The sequence below is a fragment of the Tangfeifania sp. genome (genome assembly GCF_055108615.1).
In genome coordinates this window covers 26,816-50,604 of record NZ_JBSQIC010000016.1, presented here as the reverse complement: position 1 = coordinate 50,604, position 23,789 = coordinate 26,816, and the positions used below count along the sequence as shown (strand labels likewise).

The following is a 23,789-nucleotide window of genomic DNA, read 5'->3' as shown; positions in this document are numbered from 1 at the left end:
ATTTCAGTTTATTGCATAGCGTTAAAAGAAATTCATTTTTTTGAACACGCGGCGGTAATGGTACCCGTAAATGGAGTAGGTAATTGCCAGCGGGAAAACCTGTGGGCGGTTAAACAAACTCCAGAAAAACAGCTGCCAGTAATATTTCCGGTCTCTGTCGAAAATGCCGATGATGAAAACCGATTTTATCAGTGCCAGAATTTTACTGGAGGTGAGTTTTGTGCGGAATTTTACCTGCGGGTTGAAATCGTTTAAGAACGTGCGAATACGCTGATAGAAAGGTTTTCCGGCGTAAATTCCACGAATCACATCGCGGTAACCATTTGCCAAAACCTCTTTATTCATTTTCGGTATAAAATTCATTGTGGCATCGGTGTTGTCGCCGGTCATTTTGTTCAGGATGCGGCCCTCTTTGTGTAAACGCTGGTACAATCTCGATTTTGCAGGGGCATTCAGCAACCCAACCATAGCTGATATAATTCCGCTTTGCTGTATAAATTCAATTTGCTGTTTGAAAATATTTGGTGTGTCGCTATCGAAACCAACAATAAATCCTCCCTGTACTTCCATCCCGTTATCCTGAATGGATTTTACACTGTCTATCAGGTTACGGTTTCGGTTTTGTGCTTTTTGGCACTCCATTAAACTTGAATCCTGCGGCGTTTCAATTCCCACAAATACCGAGGAAAATCCTGCGCGTGTCATCAATTTCATCAATTCCGGATCATCTGCCAGGTTTATTGATGCTTCAGTAGAAAATGAGAAAGGGTTTCCGTGAGCGTTCATCCATTCGATGAGCGGCGGGAGCAGTTTGTTTTTCAGCACATTTTTATTTCCGATAAAATTATCATCCACAAAAAAGATAGCGTCACGGGCCCCTAAATCGTATAAAGACTGGAGTTCGGTTAAAATTTGCTGCGTGGTTTTCATTCGCAATTTATGGCCAAGCAGTGCCGTAATATCGCAAAATTCGCAATTGAAAGGGCAGCCGCGCGTAAATTGAATACTTTTCGACGAGTATTGTTTCAGGTTTATGAGTGAATAATCGGGTGTTGGCGATTGCCGGATATCGGCAAATTCATCGGTTTTGTAAATTCTTTGGGGATGACCGTTTTCCAAATCTTCGAGGAACCGGGGAAGTGTAATTTCCGCCTCGTTGAGCACCAGGTGATCCACTTCGTCAAATTTTTCATAATCTTCTGTAAACAAAGGACCACCAGCCACAATAGTTTTGTTGAACGATTTGCACAGCTGAATCACTTCAACTGTGGATTTGTATTGTGCCGACATGGCACCTATATAAATGGCATCGGCCCATAAAATGTCTTTTCCCCTGAGTTTTTCAACATTGAGGTCGATAAGTTTTTTCGGCCAGCTTTCCGGAAGCATCGGTGCAATGGTTAATAATCCGAGTGGCGGACATGCCGCTTTCTTCGATACAAATTTCAGCGCATGTTTAAAGCTCCAAAACGTATCGGGATATTCCGGGTAAATCATTAAAATTTTCATGACATTCTGTTTTTTTCTATTATGAAGGTAAGATCGATTGCAGAGTCAAAAAAATTTTTGGGATTTGTGGCAGGAGAATGTTGTTATTCCGGCAGTTTAGGGATGAAAGCCATTGGCAGGGGACAACCGGAGCTGGTCAGGCCGGATTTTCCAGTGCATTTTTAACAGAAAGCACATATTGCCGCGACACGTTAATTTCACGCGGATAATCATAGAGTTTTAATTTTAGGCCGTCGGAACTTTTATGAACTTTTTGAATAAAATTGGAATTGACAATGCAAGAACGGTGGCAGCGCATCAGAAATGGAAAATTTGAAAATTGCTTTTCGGTTTTTTTCATCGTGCTTCTAATTAACCGGCGGGCCACTTTATCTTTTTGTTTGTAAATTACCTCTATGTAGTTTGAAGCCGCCCTTACCAAAACAATCTGATCGGGAAAGAGGGTAAAATGTTCACCCTGGTTTTCCGATTCAAATTGGATGAGATCGTTGCTTCCTTTTCCTTCTTCCGGCGGACTGAAGTCGTTGTCTTGATTCAACAGGTGTTGTAATCGCAATTCCAGCGTGTGGTATTCATAAATAATGACTAAAAACAGCGTGGGGAAAAGTGAAATCAGAACGATTTTTACAGTAAGCGAAAAAGAAATTTCAATATTGGCAACATAGGCCGTGTAAAAGGCAAATGCAACACTGTTCAGCACCAGAAAAATGAGGTGCAGGACGATTTCTTTTTTCTGGGTCCATTCTTCCGGTAAAAATAATTTCGGAAAAATGGAGGGGGCAAATATGCGAATCAATGAAAGTAAAATCAGGGTAATAACTCCGTAACCGGCAATTATCAGTAATTTTTGGTTGAAATCAGTAACAGGAGGATCGAGTGGCTGCAAAAACAGCAGAAACAAAAATAGCCCGATACTGACACCGGAAATGGACTGCAGATTTAACTTCAGGTCGTTATTAAAAGGGTAGAATTTATTTAATGAATTGAACATTTTAATCGTATCAATCGGTTGCAGAAATTTCAGAACACCGCCAGCAACAAGTTAATATCGTTCGATGGAATATTAAAAAGGTTGCCCACTTCGCGGTTGGTCAAAATTCCGTGGTAAATGTAAACGCCTTTGCGAAATCCTTTCGACGTTTTAATGTAATTGTCAACACCACCGCTCTCGCCAATGGCAAGTAAAATGGGAATGAGAATATTACTCAGCGAAATAGATGCCGTGCGCGAAACAATTGACGGCGTATTGGGAACACAGTAGTGCACCACCCCATGTTTAACGTAGGTGGGATTGTTTAAATTGGTACATCTCGACGTTTCAAAACATCCTCCCTGGCTGGCGTTCAGGTCGATAATCACCGAGCCTTCTTTCATTTGCTTCACCAGGTCTTCGGAGACTTTAAACTTGGGAGTAGTGTTAAACGACATGGCCCCGATTACCGCATCGGCAGATACAAGCGCCTTGCGCAAAACCTTGGGGTAAAACACCGAAGTGAAAATTCTCTGCCCGAGTTTTTCTTCCAGTTTGCTTAAATCGTAAACCGAAGTGTCGAAAATTTTTACCAGAATACCGAGCGAGAGTGCTGCCCGTGCAGCGTACTCGGCGGCAGTGCTGGTGCCAATAATCACCAGCTCGGCAGGAGTTATTCCTGTTACTTCGCCAAAAAGAACACCTTTCCCTTTGTGGGCGTTGCTCAGGTATTCGCTGGCAATGGTAATGGAAGTGGCACCTGCAATCTGGCTCATCTGATGCACCACGGGCATGAAACCATCTTCGTTTTCAATGTTTTCAAAAGCAACGGTTGTCACCTTTTTTTGCATCAGTTTTTGTATGGATTCGTTGCAGTGGGCCTGAATCTGCATATTTGAAATTACTGTTTGATTGCCGCGGAGGAGTTCAATTTCGTCGGTGCTGAAAGGCGCTACCCTTAAGATGATTTCGCACTGAAAAACCTCCTCTTTCTTTTCCACAATTACAGCACCGGCTTTGCGGTAATCATCGTCCGTGTAGCTGGCATGCAGCCCGGCTTTGGTTTCAATGTAAATTTCGTGCCCGTACGAGGTTAAAAGGTCAACAGCTTGCGGCGTTAACGGAACCCGGTATTCCACTTTTGAATAGTCGGAAGGGATGCCGATTTTCATTTTTTTACCTCTGCTTTTTATCTCAAGCGTTTCTTCCTGGGGCATTAACATGGTTTTTGAAACCGAAACCTTTTCTGATGATTCTTTACGGGTTGTCATAGGTACTAATTATTTGCTGTAATTGGCGTAGCAAGTTACATTCAAATGTGCAATTTTCAAAATAGGGGTTTGCTGAATTTGCCGGAGCGGTTAAACCATCCGTGCAGTGATGATCCTGTTTTCGATTTGCTGTGCTTCAATTTTCACCTCCACAAAGTTTTCGGGAAGAAGCGGTTCAATTTTTTCCGGCCATTCAATCAGGCAGTATTCACCACTGTAAAAGTAATCTTCGTACCCCAGATCAAATGCTTCTTCCATGCTTTCAATCCGGTAAAAATCGAAATGAAAAATGGAATGCTGCTCAGCGCTTTTGTATTCATTTATGAGCGCGAAAGTGGGGCTGATAACATTATCAGTCGATCCTAAAACTTTACAAATAGCCTGGATGAATGTTGTTTTTCCGGCTCCCATTTTTCCGTAAAAGGCGAATATCCGCTGGCCGGGAAACTGCTCGACGAGTTTTTGGGCGGCCTTGTCAAGGGCTTTTATCGATGTTACTTTTTCTGAATACATTTTCAAAATCATTTATTTCAACCTGTGCAATAATACGAAAAGTGAAGCATAAATTTTCGGTCTGGTTTAAAATCAGGTAAAACGATTTCGGATTCGGGCTTTGTTTTCATGAAAATGTTTTAATTTTGAAAAAAACTAAAAAATGTAATTATTATGAAAATACCTGCAGATTTAAAATACACCGAAGACCACGAGTGGGTAAAAGTTGATGGTGACTTTGCCACAGTTGGAATAACCGATTTTGCCCAGGGCGAATTGGGAGACGTTGTTTTTGTTGAAATTGAAACCGAAGGCGAAGAGCTCGATAAAGGCGAAACCTTTGGGACAGTGGAAGCGGTAAAAACAGTTTCCGATTTGTTTATGCCCGTGGGAGGCGAAGTAACAGAAGTGAATAAAGCTCTTGAAGATGAGCCTGAAATAGTGAATAAAGATCCTTACGGAAAAGGCTGGATGGTAAAAATAAAATTCAATGATCCTTCTGAGCTGGATAATTTAATGTCGGCCGACGATTACAAAAAGATGATTGAAGCCTGACCTTTATAATCATATTTTGGCCTGTTGCATTTCGTAGCGGGCAATAAAAAACCAGGATTATTTGATAATCCTGGTTTTTTATTTTATTGGCAGTGGAATATTATCCGCATTTTGAGTTTCCACACGAGAGGCAGGTTAAACAACCTTCCTGGTAAACCACATCTTCCGAGCCGCATTCAGCACACTTGGCATCTTCGGCCAGCGTCCCGTTTGGAATGTATTTTTTCAGTGCTCTTGCCACACCGGCTTTCCACGAGTTAATGGTTTCGTTATCGAGCTGCAGGCTGGTTACCAGCTCCACCACTTTATGAATGGGCATTCCGTGCCGCAGTGTTCCCGAAATTAATTTGGCGTAGTTCCAGAAAACCGGGTTGAATTTATACGAAAGCCCTTCGATGGTGGTTTTGTAGCCGCGTTTGTTCACGTATTGAAAATCGTAGCGCGAAACCCCGTCGGAATCCTGGCTCTTAATAATGTAGCCCTTTGTAATTGAGCGGGGCAGAAGTATCCCGTCTTCGTCGTCAGACAAACCAGTGAAAATCTCGTAAGGTTTATTGTCCATCTGACCAATAAAGGCAATCCATTTTTCCTTGTTGTTTTGAAAACGCACCACATCGGCTTCCAGCTTGTCCGGCCGGTTGGTCGGGAAATTGTCGACTTTTTTCTTGTTCTTATCATCGTTCGAAATTAGCACCCCCGAGCGTGAGCCGTCGCGGTAAACAGTTACGCCTTTGCACCCGCTTTTCCATGCTTCAAAATAGAGTTCACCAACCAGCTCTTCGGTGGCTGTCGATGGCAGGTTAATGGTTACACTGATGGAGTGATCAACCCACTTCTGAATACGGCCCTGCATCCTCACTTTCGACAACCAGTCCACATCGTTGGAAGTTGCCTTGTAATAAGGTGATTTTTTCACCATTTCATCCAGCTCTTCCTGCGAATATTCCCGGTTAAGTTCGTATCCCTGTATTTCCATCCAGGTTTTAAATTTGTGATGAAATACGGTGAATTCTTCCCAGTGGTCGCCCACTTCGTCAACAAAATCAACACGAACATCTTTATCGTTTGGATTTACCTTGCGGCGGCGTTTGTAAACCGGCAGAAAAACGGGCTCAATTCCCGATGTGGTTTGTGTCATCAGGCTGGTAGTTCCGGTTGGCGCAATGGTAAGCAGGGCAATGTTACGTCGCCCGTATTTCATCATGTCTTCGTATAGTTTTTCGTCGGCTTCTTTTAACCGGTTAATAAACGGGTTACCGGCTTCTCGTTTGGCATCGTAAATGGAGAAAGGACCACGTTCTTTTGCGAGAAATACAGAAGAACGATATGATTCAAGTGCAATGGTTTTATGGATTTCTTCTGAAAAATCAACAGCAATATCACTTCCATACTCCAGGTCCAATGCTGCAAGCATATCACCTTCGGCGGTGATGCCAATTCCTGTGCGGCGGCCTTCCTGTGCTTTATGCCTGATTTTCTCCCACAGGCTTTTTTCAACAAACTTTATTTCTTCATCTTCCGGATCCGAATTAATTTTTTTAAGAATGGCATCAATTTTTTCCAGTTCCAGATCGATGATATCGTCCATAATGCGCTGGGCAAAATGAATATGTTCCTTGAAAAGCCCGAAATTGAATTTGGCTTCCCTGGTAAACGGGTTTTCAACATACGAATACAGATTGATGGCCAGCAGCCGGCAACTGTCGTAAGGGCAAAGCGGAATTTCGCCACACGGGTTGGTTGATACGGTGCGGTAACCCAGATCGGCATAGCAGTCGGGAACCGATTCGCGGATAATGGTATCCCAAAACAAAATTCCCGGTTCGGCCGATTGCCAGGCATTTTTTACAATTTTTTTCCAAAGACGGGTGGCATCAATCTCTTTTTTGTAGATGGGGTTTTTGCTGTTTACCGGGTAGCTTTGAACGTAGTTTTTCTCTTCTCCCACAGCTTTCATAAATTCATCCTGAATTTTTACCGATACGTTTGCCCCGGTAACTTTTCCCTGTTCCAGTTTGGCATCAATAAAACTTTCTGAATCGGGGTGTTTAATGGCCACGGAAAGCATGAGTGCCCCGCGACGGCCATCCTGCGCCACTTCGCGTGTGGAGTTGGAGTAACGCTCCATAAAGGGAACAATGCCGGTTGAGGTGAGTGCCGAGTTTTTTACCGGTGAACCTTTTGGACGAATGTGCGACAGGTCGTGTCCCACACCACCGCGGCGTTTCATGAGCTGCACCTGCTCCTGGTCAATTTTCATTATACCGCCGTACGAGTCGGAGTTGCCATCGTTGCCAACAACAAAGCAGTTGGAAAGTGAGGCAACCTGGTAGTCGTTGCCAATCCCTGTCATGGGGCCTCCCTGCGGCACAATGTACCTGAAATCTTTAAGTACCTGGTAAATTTCGTTTTCTTTTAACGGGTTAGGGTACTTTTTTTCAATGCGGGAAATTTCTTTTGCCAGACGATGATGCATGTCGTCGGGTGTACGTTCAAAAATATTTCCGAAAGAATCTTTAAGGGCATATTTGTTTACCCATACCCTTGCAGCCAAATCATCCCCTTTGAAGTACTCCTGGGATGCTTTTACCGCTTCTTCCTGCGAAAATATTTTTTCCCCGCTCGTGGTTTTTACTGTTACTTCTTCGTATGCCATAGTGTTCAGCTAATATATTTAATACATTAATAATTATCTATAATAAAAATAGCGCTCTGTCTTCTGTTTCGGATTTGTGCATTGCAAGATAAAACACATAACAAACATTTGGAATATTATTTTAGATAAAAAATTTAAAAGTTATCAACTTTGATTTGTTAGTGTGCTGGAATTCAATTTCATATCATGTTACTTTTTGAAAAAAGTTTACCAAATTTTAAATTTTAGGAACAAAAACACAAATTTTTGTAATAGGATTTTTGGTTCGAAAAATCAAATTTTTGGATGATTTTTTGCCGAAAATTAGTGTGCCAAACTGTGTTGTTTGTTGAAAACTTTTTTTATGATAACAGATGTTGCTCCCGTATTTTTTTCTACATATTTCTTACAAACTGCAGCTGAATTTTTCAAATTTTCAGGGTTTTCGAGTAGTGTTTTAAAAGTAGTGTTTAGCTCATTTTGGTTATGAATAGCATAGGCTCCGCCGCGTTCGGCCAGGTCAATCGCTTCTTTAAATTTTGAATAATTGGGGCCAAAAATTACCGGTAACCCGTAGGTGGCTGCCTCAAGAATATTGTGAATGCCGACTCCAAAGCCACCACCTATGTAGGCCATGTCTCCGTAGCGATAGAGCGATGAAAGTACCCCGATGGAATCAATTATCAACACCTGGCATTCACCGGGTACGTTATTTTGGATTTTACTGAACAATTGAGCGGGCTTTTTCAACATTTGCTTCAGCCTGTTAATATTTGCAGCTGAAACCTCGTGGGGGGCAACAATCATTTTTACATTGCCGGTATTGTTAATAAATGCTGCAAGTAGTTCTTCGTCTGGTTTCCAGGTGCTTCCGGCAACAATCAGTTTGGATTGGCCTTTGAATTTTTCAACTGCCGGAATTTCTTTGGCGGCGGCAGCTATAGCCGCCACACGGTCGAAACGGGTATCGCCCGAAACGGTAAAGTTGTTAACACCAATTGAAGATAGCAATTCAGCAGATTTTTTATTCTGAACAAAAAAGTGGTCGAAGCGGAACAGCATCTTTTTGTACCAACGTCCCCATGCGTTGTTTTTGAAAAAGTGCTGGCTTTCCCTGAAAATTCCTGAAATGAGATATACCGGAATGCCCCGTTTTTGTAATTCAGAAATATAAAAGTGCCAGAACTCATATTTTATAAAGAATGCCCTTTCGGGTTGTACAATTTTCAGGAATTTTTTTGCATTTCGTGGTGTGTCAAAAGGGAGGTAGGAAACGATATCGGCCAGCGGATAATTTTTACGGATTTCGTACCCTGAAGGGGAGAAAAAAGTGAGTATGATCCTGTATTCCGGATATTGCTTTTTAATTTCTTCAATAACCGGGCGGCCTTGTTCAAATTCGCCCAGCGAGGCACAGTGCAACCAGATGTAGCGCGAATTGGCCTCAATTTTATTTGCCAGGGTTTTGATCCAGTTTTTCCGGCCTTTTATTGCCATTCGGGCTTTGGGATTGAACAGAGAAGCCAGCCGGATAGCTATTGCATAAATGTGAATTCCGGTTTTGTATAGAAATTTCATTTTCAGCCTGGTGTTATTATAAATTAATAGAACTGTTGATTTTTGAGGTACTCATAAATAGTGAGGTTCATTAGGAGCAGCAGAAAGAAATAACCAAAATCTTCAATTGGTATGGTGAAAATTCTGAGGCCAATAATATGCATATCGTTGTATTCAACTACTGGCAGTGCAGTTAAAATACCATTTATAATTAACATGGGTACAAGTGCAATAAGATAAGTGAGGTAAAATTTGGTGTAGTGCTGCTTGAAACGGTTCCGGAAAACAGTATAACCAAAATAGATGGTAAGCAAAAAGAAGTTGAAAAAAGTGTAAAGTTTTTCACGGAAAAAATAAGCCGTTAAGGCAAAAACAACCAGCAAAACCAGGCTTACCCCAACAAAAACTTTGGGCTTTTCGAAGTGGGGGAGTTTCACGTTCAGAATTTCATATATAAAAACGCTGCAATAGGGAATAACAATAAAAAACAGCCACTCTTCAAATGGCAGGTTTAGTATATATATGCCCGTTACATATTCCGGATTAAATTTCCAAATTCCCAGCTCTTCGAAACGTAAATCCCAAATAATAAAAATGGCCCCTGAAAAAATAATTGCAGGGAGAAGATATTTCATCCTGGTGTAAAAACGCACCTGTTTTTCGAAACTGAAAGCCAGCGGAACAGCAAGCGATCCAAGCATTAATAAAAGATAGGTTAAATTTTTAAATTCCATTTTTTTGTTGTTTGGGGCAAAGGTAATTGAAAATCCCAAAAATTGAGATTTCTTATAAAAGTCAAAAAGGCGCAATTTGTTTAGTGAAAGGAAAAAATTGTACATTTGAATAAAGGTTATAGAATGAATACGTTGGAATTAAAAAGAAATTTTCATCAGTTGATCGACAGAATTGATAATGAGTCGCTGTTAAAGGATTTTTATGAGCTTTTGAAACACCGAGCTTCCAATGAAGGCGAATTGTGGAACAATCTTAGTAATTCCGAAAAAGAGGAATTATTACTTGCATTGGAAGAGAGTAAGAATCCTTACAATCTTAAAAATCATGATGAGATGAAGAAGAAACATAAAAAATGGCTTTAGAAATTTACTGGTCAAAACGGGCTGAAAAACAACTTGATGAAATTCTTCTTTATCTTCAAAATGAGTGGGGAGAAACTACAACAAGAAATTTTGCACAAAAGACATATAATTTCTTAGACCTTCTTTCGAAATACCCTAACCTTGGAACCATCGAGAATAAAGAAAACAAATCAGAGGTTTTCCGATAGTAAAGCAAGTGAACCTATTTTATAAAATTGATAACGGCAGAATAATATTGCTGAGCTTTTTTGATAACCGGCAAAATCCGCAGAAAAGAAAATATTAGGTTTTAAGTTCAAAAAACCAGTGTTGTCACACTCCGCGGAGTAACTTTTAATTCATCCCCGATTTTAAGCTCACCGAGCAAATCCAAATTATGCTGAGCGGATGTTTTATAAATTTTCCCTGTTTTTGAACTGCCGGGGAGATCGAATTGAAGCAATTTTTCTGAATTTCCACGGTTCAGAATAACGGCTACCACCTCTCCGTTTTTGTTCTGAAAAGCAGAAATTTTCAAATCCGGGTTTTCAGGATATTCAACCAAAATTCGTTTAGCTCCGGGCCTGATAAACCGCGAGTAATTTCCGAGCGCCCACAAAAGTTTCGATTCGTATATATTGCCGTCGGTTTCGTTTTTGTCGATGTAAACAAGGCCATCTTTGAAATCGTAAGGACTGACCGCCAGCCACCACTGCCAGGCGCTGGCATTGGCAATTGTGAGATCGGCGTGAATAACATTTGCAACAAAAAGAGCTGTTTCCATTCCCAAATCGCGGCCGTTTCCTCTGAACCCGTCATTGTCACCCAGAATACAAAATTCACTCATCCAAAATTCCAATTCCGGATCAACCTCCTGAATTTCCTGCCACAACTTGCTGCGCACCGCACGCAGAACTTCATCATTTGTGGTGGTAAAATAGCTGTGTGCCGCAATTTTGTGCGCCACATTTGGAATGTCTCTTACATAGTTTTCAGATGATGGTGAGAAGAACTCCCTGATTTGATTTCCCCGTTCAGCATCGTTGCCGGCTTCATATAAATGGTTGAGCTGTCCGGCCTCTGTAATCTCAACCTGCGTTGGTAATCCTGCATTTTTCAGGTCGTTGCCGAGAGCCCTGCACAGTTGGGCAATTTCCGAATTCCTCCATGGAGAGCCCTCCTGACCGCCTTCCCAGTCCCACTGGGGTTCGTTTACCGGCGACAGGTAATCAAATAAAACTCCCTCGTTTTGCTGAATGTTTTTGGTGATTTCTACCAGATATTTGCTGTATTCCGGCAGATTTTCTTCCGGCAGGTTCATGGAATTTCCACCATCGGAATGTGCTTTCCCGTTTTTAGTGAGTACTACCGGCGGGCTGTTCACAAACCCGATGAATGTTTCCACACCTCGTTGTTTTGCTGCTTGTAAAAACCAGCGCTGTCCGGCCTGTTTGTCCCAGTTGTAGCTGCCGTCATCCTGTAAAAAACTTTCGGCGCGGCGCCACGGGTCATCAATGCCCGAATCGTTTTCCTGCCGCGCGCTGCCGGCACCAATGTTAAACCGCCAGCAACTCAGCCCGATTCCTTTGGGCGAACCGTCTTCGTTTTTTTCAAGGCTGAAGAGCAAGTCTGCAATCCGGTTCTTTTTTTCATCGGGCCAGTTGCCAACAAACTGGCAACCCCAGGCATCCGAAGCGCCGAAATTATGAATTTCCTGATAGGTAACTTCCGGGTTAACAGTGATTTCAGCACTGTTTTTATTTTGATTGTTATCGCTTTCAGTGCCCGTACAGGAGCTGAAAAATAGCAGTAATAACAGGTTGGCAAGTATCATTTTTGTCATTTTCAGTAATGAATTGATGGTATTTTTTGAATGGTTTCATCAAACGGGGCTTCCTGTCCGCTGGCCACTTCATACATTTTGGTGTGGCTTTTTTTCGCCGCGTTTATCAACTCTTTGTATGGGCGGTTGCAAATGTCCATCAAACCGATGTTGTAGTTTTCGCCGTCGAAGCGACCAAAAACCGGCTGGTCAAGCCACTGGAAATAATGGATGCCAATCAGTTCGGGTCGTGAAAGTCCCTGCTCCAGGTAGTAACGGTAAGCTTTCCCCCTCGCTTCCTGGTTCAGCGCTCCCTGTATCCCGGTGGCCGGCAAACCGCGGTCGATAGATCCGAAATGGAATTCGCCAATCATCACCGGTTTTCCACTGATGCGGGCAATTTCTTCGGTTTCGGGCGGATCGGGATTCCCGTAGCCGTTAATGGAAAACACATCGAAACGGTCGCCGGCTTTGTAAAGCAGGTCGCTGCTAATCCAGGCGTAACGCATTCCGAGGTTCAGGTGGTTCGGATCGATTTTCTCCACTTCATCACACGGCACATCCACATAATGTGTTACCAGAATCTCGGAAAATTGCCAAAAATCTTCTTTTGCTTTTTCTGAAGGATATTCTTCGAAAACCTGGCTGGTCAGTGCTTCAAAACTTTCCATGTTCAGGTTCCATGCCTGGTTAAATTCCTGGATATTTGGATATTGAGTTGAAAGCCAGCGGGCAAACATATTTTTTGATTCTGATGATTGCAGTGTGGCAAACATTTCGTAAGCAATATCATGCGAACCAAAAGCCCAGTGGGGCTCATTGCGCAGAAAATACCCGATTAAATACGGATCATCTTTAAATTCATTCAACTGGCTGGCGTATCGTTTTGCATTTTCAGCATACTCTTTTGAAAACACATCCGGGAAATCGCGGAACAGTTTAACTTCGGTGGAAGGAAATCCGCCGAGCGGTAAAACATAGGGGATTTCAGCTTTCCGGGCATAATCAACATCCGACCAGTTGGCAATGGTGTTCAGCCTGAACTCACGAATTTGACCGGAAGTGATGGTTTCCCAGTTTTCGCGCCAGTTTTCACCAAAAACGCGCATCAGGTTGGTTTTGTAAAAATCAACCAGCACCTGATCGCCGCGGCGTGAGTAGGCATCTTTGAAAACCGCATCGGTGGAGTCGGGGAGCCATTCAAAAAGATCTTCCTGGCCGGTAATCACTCCCGTGGCATTGTCGCGGATGCAGTCAACACCCACCGAAACAAAAGCATATCCTTCCGGATCGACCAGCCACCAGCGGTTGCCGTCGTGGTGAGTGCGAAAGAATCCGGTGGCTTCAAACTGTTTCTCCTTCCAGCCGCCGTATTTGCTCCAGTTCTTAGGGAACTCTGAATGGGTGGCTTCTTCCAGTTGGTTTTCGAGCAAGGTTTTCAGTTCTGCTGTGCTTTTTGTTTTTCCCGGCCAGTCGCGTGCTGTCCATTGTCCGAGGCTGTCAACAACCGGAATTTCCAAATCCGGGAACGGTTCCGGAACTTCTTTGGTGAGATAAACGGCTGCCACTTCAAATTCAGGTTGAAAATAAGGCTCCTGAAAAGGTGCAAAACGAATGGCAACTTTTGAAATTTCTTCTGGTTTCATACGGTTCCCCAGTACGGTTCCTTTTAGTTGCCGGGGAAAACGGGGCATAAAAATTTCCTGACCGTTCAGGTGCTCAAGCGGGAAAATCACTTTGGTTTTCAGTTTGGGGAGTACCCCAATTTTGGCCGCCATTCGTGGCGTTTCCTCTTCATCACCTGCTGCCTCGCCACTTTGTGCCACGATAGTAGCATTGGCATTTTCATTCCTGAAAAACTCGAGGTTTATTACCCCGCTGAAATCGTTGGCATGCCAGATTTCGCAAATTAGGTAGTTGGCATCTTCCCAAATGAAAGCATCGTCGCCTTCCCAGATTATTAGGCTTTGACTTTTTGCGTGTGGCTGAATTTTGAGCACCTCGCTATCAAATACGGTTCCTGCATTGAATTCAGAAATTTCAGGATTATTTTTCTGAATGTATCCCAAATCGAGGTCGGTTTTATTTTTTGTGGTGCAGGAAGCTGCAAGAATTGTTGCCAGCAAAAGGAGCAGATTTTTCATTGGTTTCAGGTTTTTAATTTGGTTTAAAGATAATTGAAAAGCGTTGGCGTGAAAGCTCTTTGCAACCGCAGGAACGAGGATTGCAATGTGCTTGAAATTGCGTTGGCTAATTCGGAAAGTCTGCATATTCATGTACAACCACATTTTGATTTCTAAGTGTTAAATATTCAGTAAATCTATCGTTAACAATATCAGATGACAATACTTTTACAGTCGTTACTTCATTGAGATATTCTCTTTGATTTTCACTTAATTCTGTCTTGTATTTTACTGTGCAATCATTAAAAAGTCTAATGATATTTGCATCAAGTAGCTTATGATGATTATTGCATAACCATAAGCCATTATCTCCATCAATAGCACGTTCTAATTTTTCGTATTGACTAAGTTGGTTATCTCTTTTTATATCTGCAACAGGCCAAATATGAGCACCTTGTATTATTTGCGGTATTTCACATTCACATAGAGCACATTTTTTGTCTCCATATTTTTCTAAAAGGTTGTAAATATATCTTGGAGAACGTAAACTATCATTTTCTCTAAATTCAGACTCCTCCAATGCAATTGTTGCATTTGTTAACTTCATCTATGAAATCAACAGTATATTTTTTTTGCCCAGTTATTCTCTGACATACATCAGTCAATATAGCTGGGTTCAAGAGGTCTTGGTAAAGCCCTCCTTTTTGAAACCTGTTCTTTATTACAAAGTGTGGTATCTCCATTCTTATCGTAATTTACAATCAATACTTCTTTTCTTTGAATTCCTGGAACATCATTTACATTTATTAAACGATAACCATTAGTTTGAATCCACTCTTTTAATTCTTCATTTACGCTTTCTTTGTGCTCTATAACATAGGAAATCATAAAACGGATGGAATTACTATTCAAAAAATCTGCAAAATCAAATAATCTTTTTTCTTCTTCAATACCCCAACCATTGAACCCTCTTTTCCCGTCATTGTAGGAACCTGTTGTTAATCTATACGGTGGGTCTAAATAGACAAAAGATTCATTGTTCATTATTCCATATAGCTCAGAATAGTCCGAGTTTTTAAATGAAATATTCTTTTCCTTAACAATTCTTGAAAAACTAATCATTTTAGCCTTGCTTCCTATGTAGTTTAGCGGGGATTCATATTTAATCTCGTTTGTCTCCTTTTTTTCCACATAGAATAAATATTCAAAATGTTCTTTCCCTCTTCTGGATTTAAAATTTGTGTATTTACTATAGGAAATCTTTTTACACATATAAGTGTCTGCTTTCCCATACCTTTTTAGACTTGCTTCAATAAAACTTTTAGAAAGGAATCCATCAACGCTATAGCTAAAAATAATATATTTTGCTTTTGTTTTTGCAATTATTCTATCGAAAAGGATATGTGACTTATAATCTTTTGACCAATCTGAACGCATTGGCGTAGTTGGTCTTGAGCCTGTAATTGGACTTATTGAAGGTGTATCATTTAAAACCAAAGTTTGCAATAAGTGATATTGAGTTCCATATTGGTTTTGAGTATACGGTGGGTCTAAATATAAAATATCACAATCTACATCCTCAATTATATCTTCAATTTTATTATTGAAGGTTTGTATGTTCATCGGATGTGATTCATTCGAATCAACTTTTTGAAAAATTATTGGTTTTTTCGCTCTTGGGTCCCAATGTTTTAAGAAAGCACCGTAAACACCTGCTGTATTTGAAACAAACGAAATTGATTCTATCAAACTCGCTAATAAAAAAGAGTATTCCGAGTCATTAATTAAATTCTCTTTTTTCCACTGTTCAATTGTTTCTCTAAAATAGTCAATTCTTCCTGCGTTTTCTGGAGTAAAATACATTCGTTTTGAACCACCTGGGGAATAATTCTTATAAAAGAAATTTTTTCTAATTTCTTTATTGTTATTAAAAAATGTAAATGGGTTAAAACCAAGTTTTTTAAAATCACAATCAGCTGAAGTTAACCTCCCCCTAGTGTAAACAACAGACCATTTAATCATATCGTTTACAACCAAATTCAAATGCCCTTTTAAAGAATCTGCAACTGCACCTGTTCCGCAGAAAGCATCGAAAAAAGTTAAAGGTTTTTCATATTCTTTAACCTTACTGAATAAATTGTGTTGTATACAAACAAGACCCTTTTCTTCCAAAAGGTCAATTATAGCGGTTGTAATTAATTCTTTATTTCCGATAAACCTCATTAATGTACTTTTTGTGTTTTTTTATATGCGTTTGCTGCTTCTTTAAGAACATTTAAGCCTTGTTCCTCATATTCAATTATTTCATATACTTTATCAGTTAACCATAATTTTTCAAGTTCTTTTATTTCAACTTTATACAGTTCTGAAAGTATTGGTAAATATTCTCTTTTTGCTTGTCTGGCTCCAAGTTCTATCTTCGATAAAGTTGCAGTATCTATATCAAGAATAGCAGCGACTTTTCTTAAAACAAGTCCATTTTTCTCTCTTAGCTCTCTTAATTTGTTGCCAAATAGCATCTATCTCAAATTTGTTTAGACAATATTTGTCAAATATAAAAAATTATATTGGAAATTGAGAAATGTTTACTCTTTTTTTAGTGTCGGGGAAGGGCAAGCTCTTTTGGTTTTTAGTATTGGCTTTGTGTGTCGGCAAAAAATCGATTGTGCTTGACCGAGCGGTGGGTTTTCTTTATTCTGCACAACGTAATAGTATATGCTCCTTTGTATTTTGATAATCTTTTCATTAAAAATGTTGATTACTAGTGCATTACTCGTTTTTAAGTGTTTTACAGTCGTTTTATAAAGTTTAACATGACAACTAAATTAAGAATTTTTTGTAAAACTCGATTGAAAAGGCTTACATCATGTGATGGATGAGAGTTGGTAGAAATAATAAGACACAGATTGCAAATCGATGCCAGCGTGGTTTTAACTTTTCTTCTTAGATGAGAAAAGTAACAAAAGAATCAAGAAAAAAATAAGCTTCTCCCCGCTCCCGACTTTCTTTTCGGCTTACGTATTACGGCAACTTCAGCCGGAAAGTTGGTTCACGCCCACCCCGGCCCGCATTTTTTTCAGGCCCGCGCGCTTATCTTGATTTCATCAAGATTTCAGAACGCTGCAAATTTTGCAGTCTTGTGGCCTATTTTCATCAAAACCGGAATTAAAATAAAACTTTACAGAGACCGGGAAGCTCCGAGTTTACGAGGAGATCACCCGGCCGAAGTTAAGTTTTATGAAAATGGAGGTTGAAGATGAAAATCAGCCTTGAATTTTCTGCTTCGTCTTTGCTTCAAGGCAAAGATGAAGGCTCCCGGCAGTGAAATTAGCCGTTAAAATTCATAATTTTTTTTAGTCCAACTAATTTTTGAAATGTTCCGGAATGCTATACTTTTAATATAAAGAGCTGGCAACAATTGTAAATCGATATCAGCAATAAAAAAACCACAGAGGCTCAGAATAACTTCCCTGCGGCTTTTTCTTCTCAAAAGAAATTTATTACAACTCCTGGTTCCCGAGCTTTACCGGATCTTCTTCCGGTGTAATGGCTTTCATTCTGAATGAATAGCTGTATTCATCTTCAGTGAGGCGGTACTCGTCGTGCGTCCAGGCACCCCAGCTGTTGTCGCCGCCTACTCCCATTTGTTTGTAGTCGATGTTTACCGAAGTCAAATCGCGTGGTTTTACATCGGTGGTGTGGCGGTTTTCCACACGCACGCCTTCCACCTGTCGGCCGTCGGTGCGTTCCATCGATTCAAAATCTTCCGGCAGGTTGTGGTGTGCGCTTACACTTAGCAGTGGTCTGCCGTCGAAGAACAACCCGTAACCTTCTGAATTGGTAATGGCTGCCCAGCGTACATCGGTGCGGTTGCCATTCTCCTGCGGACGCAGGTATTCCCAGCCCAGGTCGGCAACATCTCCGTCGTAAAGCCCCACGAATGCCGAGGTTTTGCGGTCCCAGTAGTTTTCGTGCGGACCACGCCCCAGCCAGGTCATGTGATCATATTCGCGCGGCATCACCAGGTTCATTCCCATCCGGACAATTTCCGGGAGGTCTTCCTGGGTCATTTTGAAATGATTTTCCACCAGTACATCGCCCGAGCCGTAAACCGAATATTTCGACTGGTAATCAGCAATTTCCTCACCTTCGTTATTTGTCAGGTTGAAATTGTAAACTACTTCTGCTATATTTTCGGATTTCTTACTTACGCTCACACTTTCCACTTTGCGGTTTTCGCCGGCTTTTCGCCACACCCGGCTGCGTTTGTGCAGGTTGTTTCCGAAATCGTTGTCGATAGGTGCGCGCCAGAAATTGGGAACCGGGCCGGATTGCAGAAATTCGCGGTCGCCCATTTTGTAGCTTGAAATGAGGCCTGAATTTTTGTCGAATGTTACGGTGAAACCTTCACCTGAAACGACTACTTTATTATCGGTTTCATCCACTGAAACTTCCGGCATTTCAGCAACTTCTATTTTTTCTGCGGGAGCAGAGAAAGGCAGCTCAAATTGTTCGGCAGCCAGTTCGGTGCCGGCAGGAACCAATCCGTCATCCTCTTTCAGGCTGGCTGAAATGTTGAGGAAATATTCCACTCCGGCTTCAGGTTGGAGCGAAAAATCAACCGTTACATTTTCCGATTCTCCCGGGTTCAGGTTAATGTTTTCAAGTTCACCTGATTTGATGGTTTCGCCGTTGCCGGTTACATTCCATTCAAAATTGAATTCGGAAAGATTTCGGAAAGCATATTTATTTTTGATGCTGAAAACGCCGTTTTGCAAATCAACCGGTTCAAAACCGATGTATTGATACACTTTTTTTACTTCCAGTAAATGGGGTTTTACGGTGCGGTCGGGTTCTACCAAACCGTTGAGGCAGAAATTTCCATCGGAAGGAACGGTGTCCGGCCCGAAGTCGCCGCCATAAGCAAAAAATTCTTCGCCTTCTTCGTTGGTTGTCAGCAGTCCCTGATCGACCCAGTCCCAGATAAATCCACCTTGCAGTGCATCATATTTTTCAATCACATCCCAATAATCCTGCAGGTTACCCACACTGTTTCCCATTGCGTGCGCATATTCACACTGAATGAGCGGTTTGGTGGGATTGCCCCGGGCGTACTGTTCCATCCGGTCGATGCCCATGTACATGGGGCAGTAAATATCGGTGTTTTCGCCACCGTGAGCCTGTTCGTACTGCACCGGTCGTGTTGGATCGGCCATTTTCAGGTAATTGTAGGTGGCCATAAAATTCACACCATTGCCAGCTTCGTTGCCCAGCGACCAGATGACAATACTTGGTTGGTTTTTGTCGCGTTCATACATGTTTTTGGTGCGGTAAAGATGCGCCTGCTTCCAGGTTTCGTCTTTTGCAAGCGACTCTTCTCCGTAGCCCATTCCGTGCGATTCGATATTGGCTTCGTCAATGATGTACAACCCGTATTCATTACAGAGTTCGTACCAGAGTTCCGGTTGCGGATAATGCGAGGTGCGTACTGCATTCAGGTTATGCGATTTCATCAACTCAATGTCTTTCAGCATGGTTTCTTTATCAACCACATGGCCATTAACCGGGTGATGTTCATGTAAATTGGCACCTTTCATATAAACGTACCGGCCATTTACATAAAGTTTTGCATCTTTAATTTCTATTGTTCTGAAGCCTACATCCTGCCTGATAACCTCCACAATTTCATCATTGTTTTTCAGGGTAATAATCAGTTCGTATAGGTTGGGAATTTCAGCCGACCATATTTTTGCGTCGGGTATTTCTTCCTCAAACTGAATGCTTTGTTTTCCGTTGCTTACACTCTCTGAAAAAGCTGCCAATTCGTTACCATTGTCGTAAAGTACAGCTTCAACCTCCGTTGAACCGGCACTTTCTCCTTCGTTTAACACATCGATGACGAGTGAGAACTGACCGTTGGTGTAGGTTTCGTCAAGCCCGGAGAGAACTTTGAAATCTTTAATTTGCTGTGGATTTCGGGCCAGAAGGTAAATGTCGCGGGTGATTCCGCTCATCCGCCAAAAGTCCTGGTCTTCGAGATAAGAAGCATCAGACCACCTGAAAATTTCGATGGCAAGCGAATTTTCCCCGGGTTTCAGGAATTTGGAAATATTGAATTCTGCAGGAGTTTTGCTGTCTTCGCTGTATCCCACGTATTGTTCATTCACCCAAACATTTACCATTGAGCTGGCAGCGCCAATATGCAGAATGATGTCTTTGCCGTCCCAGTCGGATGGAATGGAGAACGTACGCTTGTACGAACCCACCGGGTTGTAATGATCCTGAATGACAGGCGGAGTTTTTTCGTGCGGATAGGTCACGTTGGTATAAATCGGATAGTCGAAGCCTTCCAGTTCCCAGTTCGACGGAACTTTAATTTCGTCCCAGTCGCGGGTGTCGAAATCATCTTTGAAAAACCAGTAGGGCCGTTCCGAGGGGTTTTGGGAAAGATTGAATTTCCAGGTCCCGTTTAACGACTGCAAAAAAGGTGATTGCCATTTATCTTTGGCGCGGGCCTGGTCAACGGTTTTATAGGGGATAAAATGTGCCCGCGGTTCCAACTTGTTGATTTGGAACACTGTGGGGTCTTCCCACGCCGGTGGATCGTTCTCTTCATAAGGTACATCGGAATAATTGGTGTACCGGTTGCATGAGGCAAGGACAAGGATCGTAAAAATCAATGAGGGCAGCGTTAAATACATTCGTTTCACCATGGCAGGAATTTTTATTTATTTACTAATTAGTTCTTTCTATTCTGACGAGAAAATGAGGTATTGCACCTATACCAAAGGTAATGTAAAATTTAAAGCAGTTGGTAATTTAAGAATCCAGGATTCAGAAGAGTGCTGTTACCTTTTTTCCTACATAAGCAGGATCGGGTTCAATATCAAAAACGATATCGGGTTTCAGGTAGTGCAGGTTTTTTTCAGTTTTAAACCGTTTTTCACCCCCGCCGGTAATGTTCAGCATAATTAGCGCCTCTTTATCAATTTGGTTCTGGTGAGTTGTATTGATTAAAGTAGCAGTTGCTATGCCTGCTGCAGGATGAACGTCGATTCCTTCTGTTTCTTCAAATAATTTTGCCGCAGCCCTGCCTTGCTCGTTGGTGGCAATCAACACATCGCCGCCGGAATTTTTCAGCGCATCGTACAAACCGCCGGCTATTGGATAAGGCGGTTTCCGGTTTGAAAGCACTTTGGCATCGATTTCTTCCACATGTTTGCGGGCCAGTGATTCATCTAGCGGCAGCATAGCACGCGAACCGGCTTTCCATGCTTTTAATATGGGAACAAACGGCGCATTCTGCGAAACCATCAGTTTCATTTTATTTTTGCCAAAACGACCGTCTTCCAGCAAACGGAGGTTGGCTTCCCACGCTGCAATAGCGCCTGTTCCGCTTCCAACGGCCTGGAAATAATATTCCGGAATATGCCCGATGGTAGTGGCTGCCGATAAAACAGTTGTGCCCATTCCGTCGCGGCGGGCCACGTTTTTAGCTCCGCCTTCAGGAATAAACCCATCCAGGCCGGCAACTATATTCGAAAGATGAATGGCATCAAAATAATCGCTTCCCGAGCGGCTGCAGATGAGTTTTACACAGTCGTTGAGCGGCTCTTCAAACCAAAGCGCATCAATATTGTCTTCGGGCACGCATAAAAGCAGCGGGATATTATTTTCTGAACAAACTTTTGCAAACGAACGAGAGGTGTTTCCGGCCGAGGCAACCACCAGGATTTTATTCATTTCCGGTGTCATTCTTCCGCAAACTGAATAGGCTTCGGTTTCTTTAAAGCTGCAGGTGGTCATAGTTGTACCTTTTTCGGGCCAGTAACCGCTGAAGGTAATCCACAGGTTTTTCAAACCGAGCTCGGCCGCCAGTTTTTCGCTTTTATAAGTAACCGGAGCCGACGATCCTTTTAATGTGCGGCTCACCGGCAGCCAGTCAGCAAACTTGTAAAGTCCCCATGAATCGTCTTTCACCTCAAGTTGCTTTTTTTCATAGATAGCCCGAATCAAAGTGGGATCTTTTTCATTGGGTGCATCCAGCATCCAGCCGGCATCTTCAAAAGTTTTTCCCGATTTTACAGATTGCAGAAGGTAATTGGTTTTCGCAAACGTGCTGTTCATTATATTGATTTTTCAGTAAACCACAAAAGTAATAATTTGGTGTTGACAAAAAAGATTTGGATTCCTCTAAAAGAAGAGAATTATTTTGTAAAGCAGGCAAGCCAGTGCGAGATGGTCAATGTAATGGCAAGTTTTAATTTTGCCGGGGTAACCTGATAAAACAGTTATATTTTTCCAGATAGAAAAAATTGTCAGAGAATAAGCCTGTTTAACTCACATCTCATCACTTCCGAACCCGAACGATGGTAGATCGGAATCATTGAAAAATGAAACTGCCGTTATCAGCAAGAAATCATTTCATTTCATCATTTGCAACAACGGTTTTTCGCACTTTACTTCCCGGATAAACTTTCAACGCTTCCTCCAGAATTTTTAGGCTTTTGGCCAAATCCTGCCGGTTGAGCACGTAGGCAATCCGCACCTCATCTATCCCTTTGTCGGATGCGGTATAAAAGCCCGACCCCGGTGCCAGGTAAATAGTTTCGTTTTGGTACTCAAAATCAGCAAGCAGCCAGGCACAAAATTTTTCTGCATTATCGACCGGCATTCGCGCCACAGTATAAAATGCGCCCATCGGGATGGGTGAATACACTCCTTCTATTCGGTTCAAGCCATCGATTAAATACTTCCGGCGATTTACGTATTCATTGTAATTGTTGAGCATGTATTGCGGGTCGGCATCCAGCGACGCTTCGGCAGCAATCTGTCCGATAAGCGGCGGGCTCAAACGAGCCTGGCAAAATTTCAGTACATTGCGTTTCACCTCTTCGTTTTTGGTAATCAGCGCCCCAATTCGCAGTCCGCACTCGCTGTAACGCTTTGAAACCGAATCAACAAGTACCACATTCTGCTCGATTCCATCCAGATGAAACGACGAAATATACGGCGAACCAGTGTAGCAAAACTCGCGATAAACTTCATCGGAAAACAGGTACAGGTCGTACTTTTTCACGAGGTCGCGGATTTTGTTCATCTCCTCCTGCGTGTATAAATAGCCGGTCGGGTTGTTGGGATTGCAAATCATAATCCCCTTGGTTTTCGGGGTAATCAATTTTTCAAACTCCTCCACCGGGGGCAATGCAAAACCATCTTCAATACTGGCAGCAATGGATTTAATTTCCGCGCCAGCCACAATGGCAAACGCCTCATAGTTGGCATAGGCCGGTTCGGGCACAATAATTTCATCGCCCGGGTCGAGACAGCTCATAAACGCAAAAGTCACCGCTTCGCTTCCGCCGACAGTTATAATGATATCATCAACATCAACATCAATTTTAAATTTGTGGTAATATTTCGCCAGTTTTTCGCGAAAAGAACGAATCCCCTCGCTGGGAGTATATTCCAGAATTTTGCGATCGATATTTTTAATTGCTGCAAGCGCTTCCGGCGGGGTCGGCAAATCGGGCTGACCAATGTTTAAATGATAAACTTTAACTCCCCGTTTTTTAGCTTGTTCGGCCAGTGGCGCTAATTTTCGAATGGGCGAGTCAGGCATGGCCTTTCCTCTTTCTGAAACTCTTGGCATGTTGTAAAATATATTTTAAAGGGAACAAAGATATAAGTATCAATCTGAAAACAATAGATAATAAAAAATTTCATTTCAGTGTATTAGTAAAATCTTAACTTTCAAATTGACATTCACCTGTTGCACA

General features: G+C 42.0%; 18 protein-coding genes. 3 read left to right on the top strand and 15 right to left on the bottom strand.

The genetic code is table 11. The annotated features are described in order from the left end of the window. Nucleotides 1-21: 21 nt before the first annotated feature. From ACTCNA_RS05530 to tsaE, 4 genes are all read right to left on the bottom strand, one after another. Complete coding sequence (locus tag ACTCNA_RS05530) at nt 22-1,509, bottom strand: B12-binding domain-containing radical SAM protein (protein WP_462946901.1); 1,488 nt, start codon at nt 1,507-1,509, stop codon at nt 22-24. A 136-nt stretch (nt 1,510-1,645) separates the two neighbouring features. Then, the gene (locus ACTCNA_RS05525; protein WP_462946900.1) at nt 1,646-2,500 is read right to left on the bottom strand and encodes a LytR/AlgR family response regulator transcription factor; all 855 of its coding nucleotides are present in this window, start codon (nt 2,498-2,500) and stop codon (nt 1,646-1,648) included. Between the two features lie 29 nt (nt 2,501-2,529). Then, nucleotides 2,530-3,750 (bottom strand): alanine dehydrogenase, encoded by a 1,221-nt coding sequence (locus tag ACTCNA_RS05520; RefSeq protein ID WP_462946899.1) that lies wholly within the window; start codon nt 3,748-3,750, stop codon nt 2,530-2,532. Between the two features lie 90 nt (nt 3,751-3,840). Further along, nucleotides 3,841-4,263, bottom strand: a complete 423-nt coding sequence (tsaE, locus tag ACTCNA_RS05515; RefSeq protein WP_462946898.1) for a tRNA (adenosine(37)-N6)-threonylcarbamoyltransferase complex ATPase subunit type 1 TsaE — start codon at nt 4,261-4,263, stop codon at nt 3,841-3,843. A 153-nt stretch (nt 4,264-4,416) separates the two neighbouring features. Between tsaE and gcvH the strand changes: the two genes are divergently transcribed. After that, on the top strand, nt 4,417-4,797 hold the full coding sequence (gene gcvH / locus ACTCNA_RS05510; protein ID WP_462946897.1) for a glycine cleavage system protein GcvH: 381 nt from the start codon (nt 4,417-4,419) through the stop codon (nt 4,795-4,797). Between the two features lie 100 nt (nt 4,798-4,897). On the opposite strand, the gene ACTCNA_RS05505 is transcribed toward gcvH, so the two are convergent. From ACTCNA_RS05505 to ACTCNA_RS05495, 3 genes are all read right to left on the bottom strand, one after another. Beyond that, complete coding sequence (locus tag ACTCNA_RS05505; protein ID WP_462946896.1) at nt 4,898-7,453, bottom strand: adenosylcobalamin-dependent ribonucleoside-diphosphate reductase; 2,556 nt, start codon at nt 7,451-7,453, stop codon at nt 4,898-4,900. A 303-nt stretch (nt 7,454-7,756) separates the two neighbouring features. After that, a complete protein-coding gene (locus ACTCNA_RS05500; protein ID WP_462946895.1) occupies nt 7,757-9,010 on the bottom strand; it encodes a 3-deoxy-D-manno-octulosonic acid transferase in 1,254 nt (417 codons plus the stop codon). Nucleotides 9,011-9,033: 23 nt separating this feature from the next. After that, a complete protein-coding gene (locus tag ACTCNA_RS05495; RefSeq protein WP_462946894.1) occupies nt 9,034-9,723 on the bottom strand; it encodes a lycopene cyclase domain-containing protein in 690 nt (229 codons plus the stop codon). A gap of 123 nt (nt 9,724-9,846) precedes the next feature. Between ACTCNA_RS05495 and ACTCNA_RS05490 the strand changes: the two genes are divergently transcribed. Then, nucleotides 9,847-10,086 carry a hypothetical protein gene (locus ACTCNA_RS05490; protein WP_462946893.1) on the top strand — a complete coding sequence of 80 codons (240 nt, stop codon included), beginning with the start codon at nt 9,847-9,849 and terminating at the stop codon, nt 10,084-10,086. Beyond that, nucleotides 10,077-10,274: a type II toxin-antitoxin system RelE/ParE family toxin gene (locus ACTCNA_RS05485; RefSeq protein ID WP_462946892.1), complete on the top strand. Its 198-nt coding sequence runs from the start codon at nt 10,077-10,079 to the stop codon at nt 10,272-10,274. Before ACTCNA_RS05490 ends, ACTCNA_RS05485 begins: the two co-directional genes overlap by 10 nt. 107 nt (nt 10,275-10,381) lie before the next feature. On the opposite strand, the gene ACTCNA_RS05480 is transcribed toward ACTCNA_RS05485, so the two are convergent. The 8 genes from ACTCNA_RS05480 to ACTCNA_RS05445 form a co-directional block, all read right to left on the bottom strand. Then, nucleotides 10,382-11,908 carry a glycoside hydrolase family 30 protein gene (locus ACTCNA_RS05480; protein WP_462946891.1) on the bottom strand — a complete coding sequence of 509 codons (1,527 nt, stop codon included), beginning with the start codon at nt 11,906-11,908 and terminating at the stop codon, nt 10,382-10,384. A gap of 2 nt (nt 11,909-11,910) precedes the next feature. Further along, nucleotides 11,911-14,031 (bottom strand): beta-galactosidase, encoded by a 2,121-nt coding sequence (locus ACTCNA_RS05475; protein WP_462946890.1) that lies wholly within the window; start codon nt 14,029-14,031, stop codon nt 11,911-11,913. Between the two features lie 106 nt (nt 14,032-14,137). Beyond that, on the bottom strand, nt 14,138-14,617 hold the full coding sequence (locus ACTCNA_RS05470) for an HNH endonuclease (protein ID WP_462946889.1): 480 nt from the start codon (nt 14,615-14,617) through the stop codon (nt 14,138-14,140). A gap of 50 nt (nt 14,618-14,667) precedes the next feature. Further along, nucleotides 14,668-16,233, bottom strand: a complete 1,566-nt coding sequence (locus tag ACTCNA_RS05465) for a DNA adenine methylase (RefSeq protein ID WP_462946888.1) — start codon at nt 16,231-16,233, stop codon at nt 14,668-14,670. Further along, complete coding sequence (locus ACTCNA_RS05460) at nt 16,233-16,529, bottom strand: helix-turn-helix domain-containing protein (protein WP_163347340.1); 297 nt, start codon at nt 16,527-16,529, stop codon at nt 16,233-16,235. Before ACTCNA_RS05460 ends, ACTCNA_RS05465 begins: the two co-directional genes overlap by 1 nt. Nucleotides 16,530-17,510: 981 nt before the next feature. Further along, nucleotides 17,511-20,723: a beta-galactosidase, LacZ type gene (gene lacZ / locus ACTCNA_RS05455; RefSeq protein WP_462946887.1), complete on the bottom strand. Its 3,213-nt coding sequence runs from the start codon at nt 20,721-20,723 to the stop codon at nt 17,511-17,513. 121 nt (nt 20,724-20,844) lie between these two features. Next, nucleotides 20,845-22,137: a cysteate synthase gene (locus tag ACTCNA_RS05450; protein ID WP_462946886.1), complete on the bottom strand. Its 1,293-nt coding sequence runs from the start codon at nt 22,135-22,137 to the stop codon at nt 20,845-20,847. Between the two features lie 292 nt (nt 22,138-22,429). After that, entirely contained in the window at nt 22,430-23,662 is a 1,233-nt protein-coding gene (locus ACTCNA_RS05445) for a pyridoxal phosphate-dependent aminotransferase (RefSeq protein WP_462946885.1), read from the bottom strand. Nucleotides 23,663-23,789: the final 127 nt, after the last annotated feature.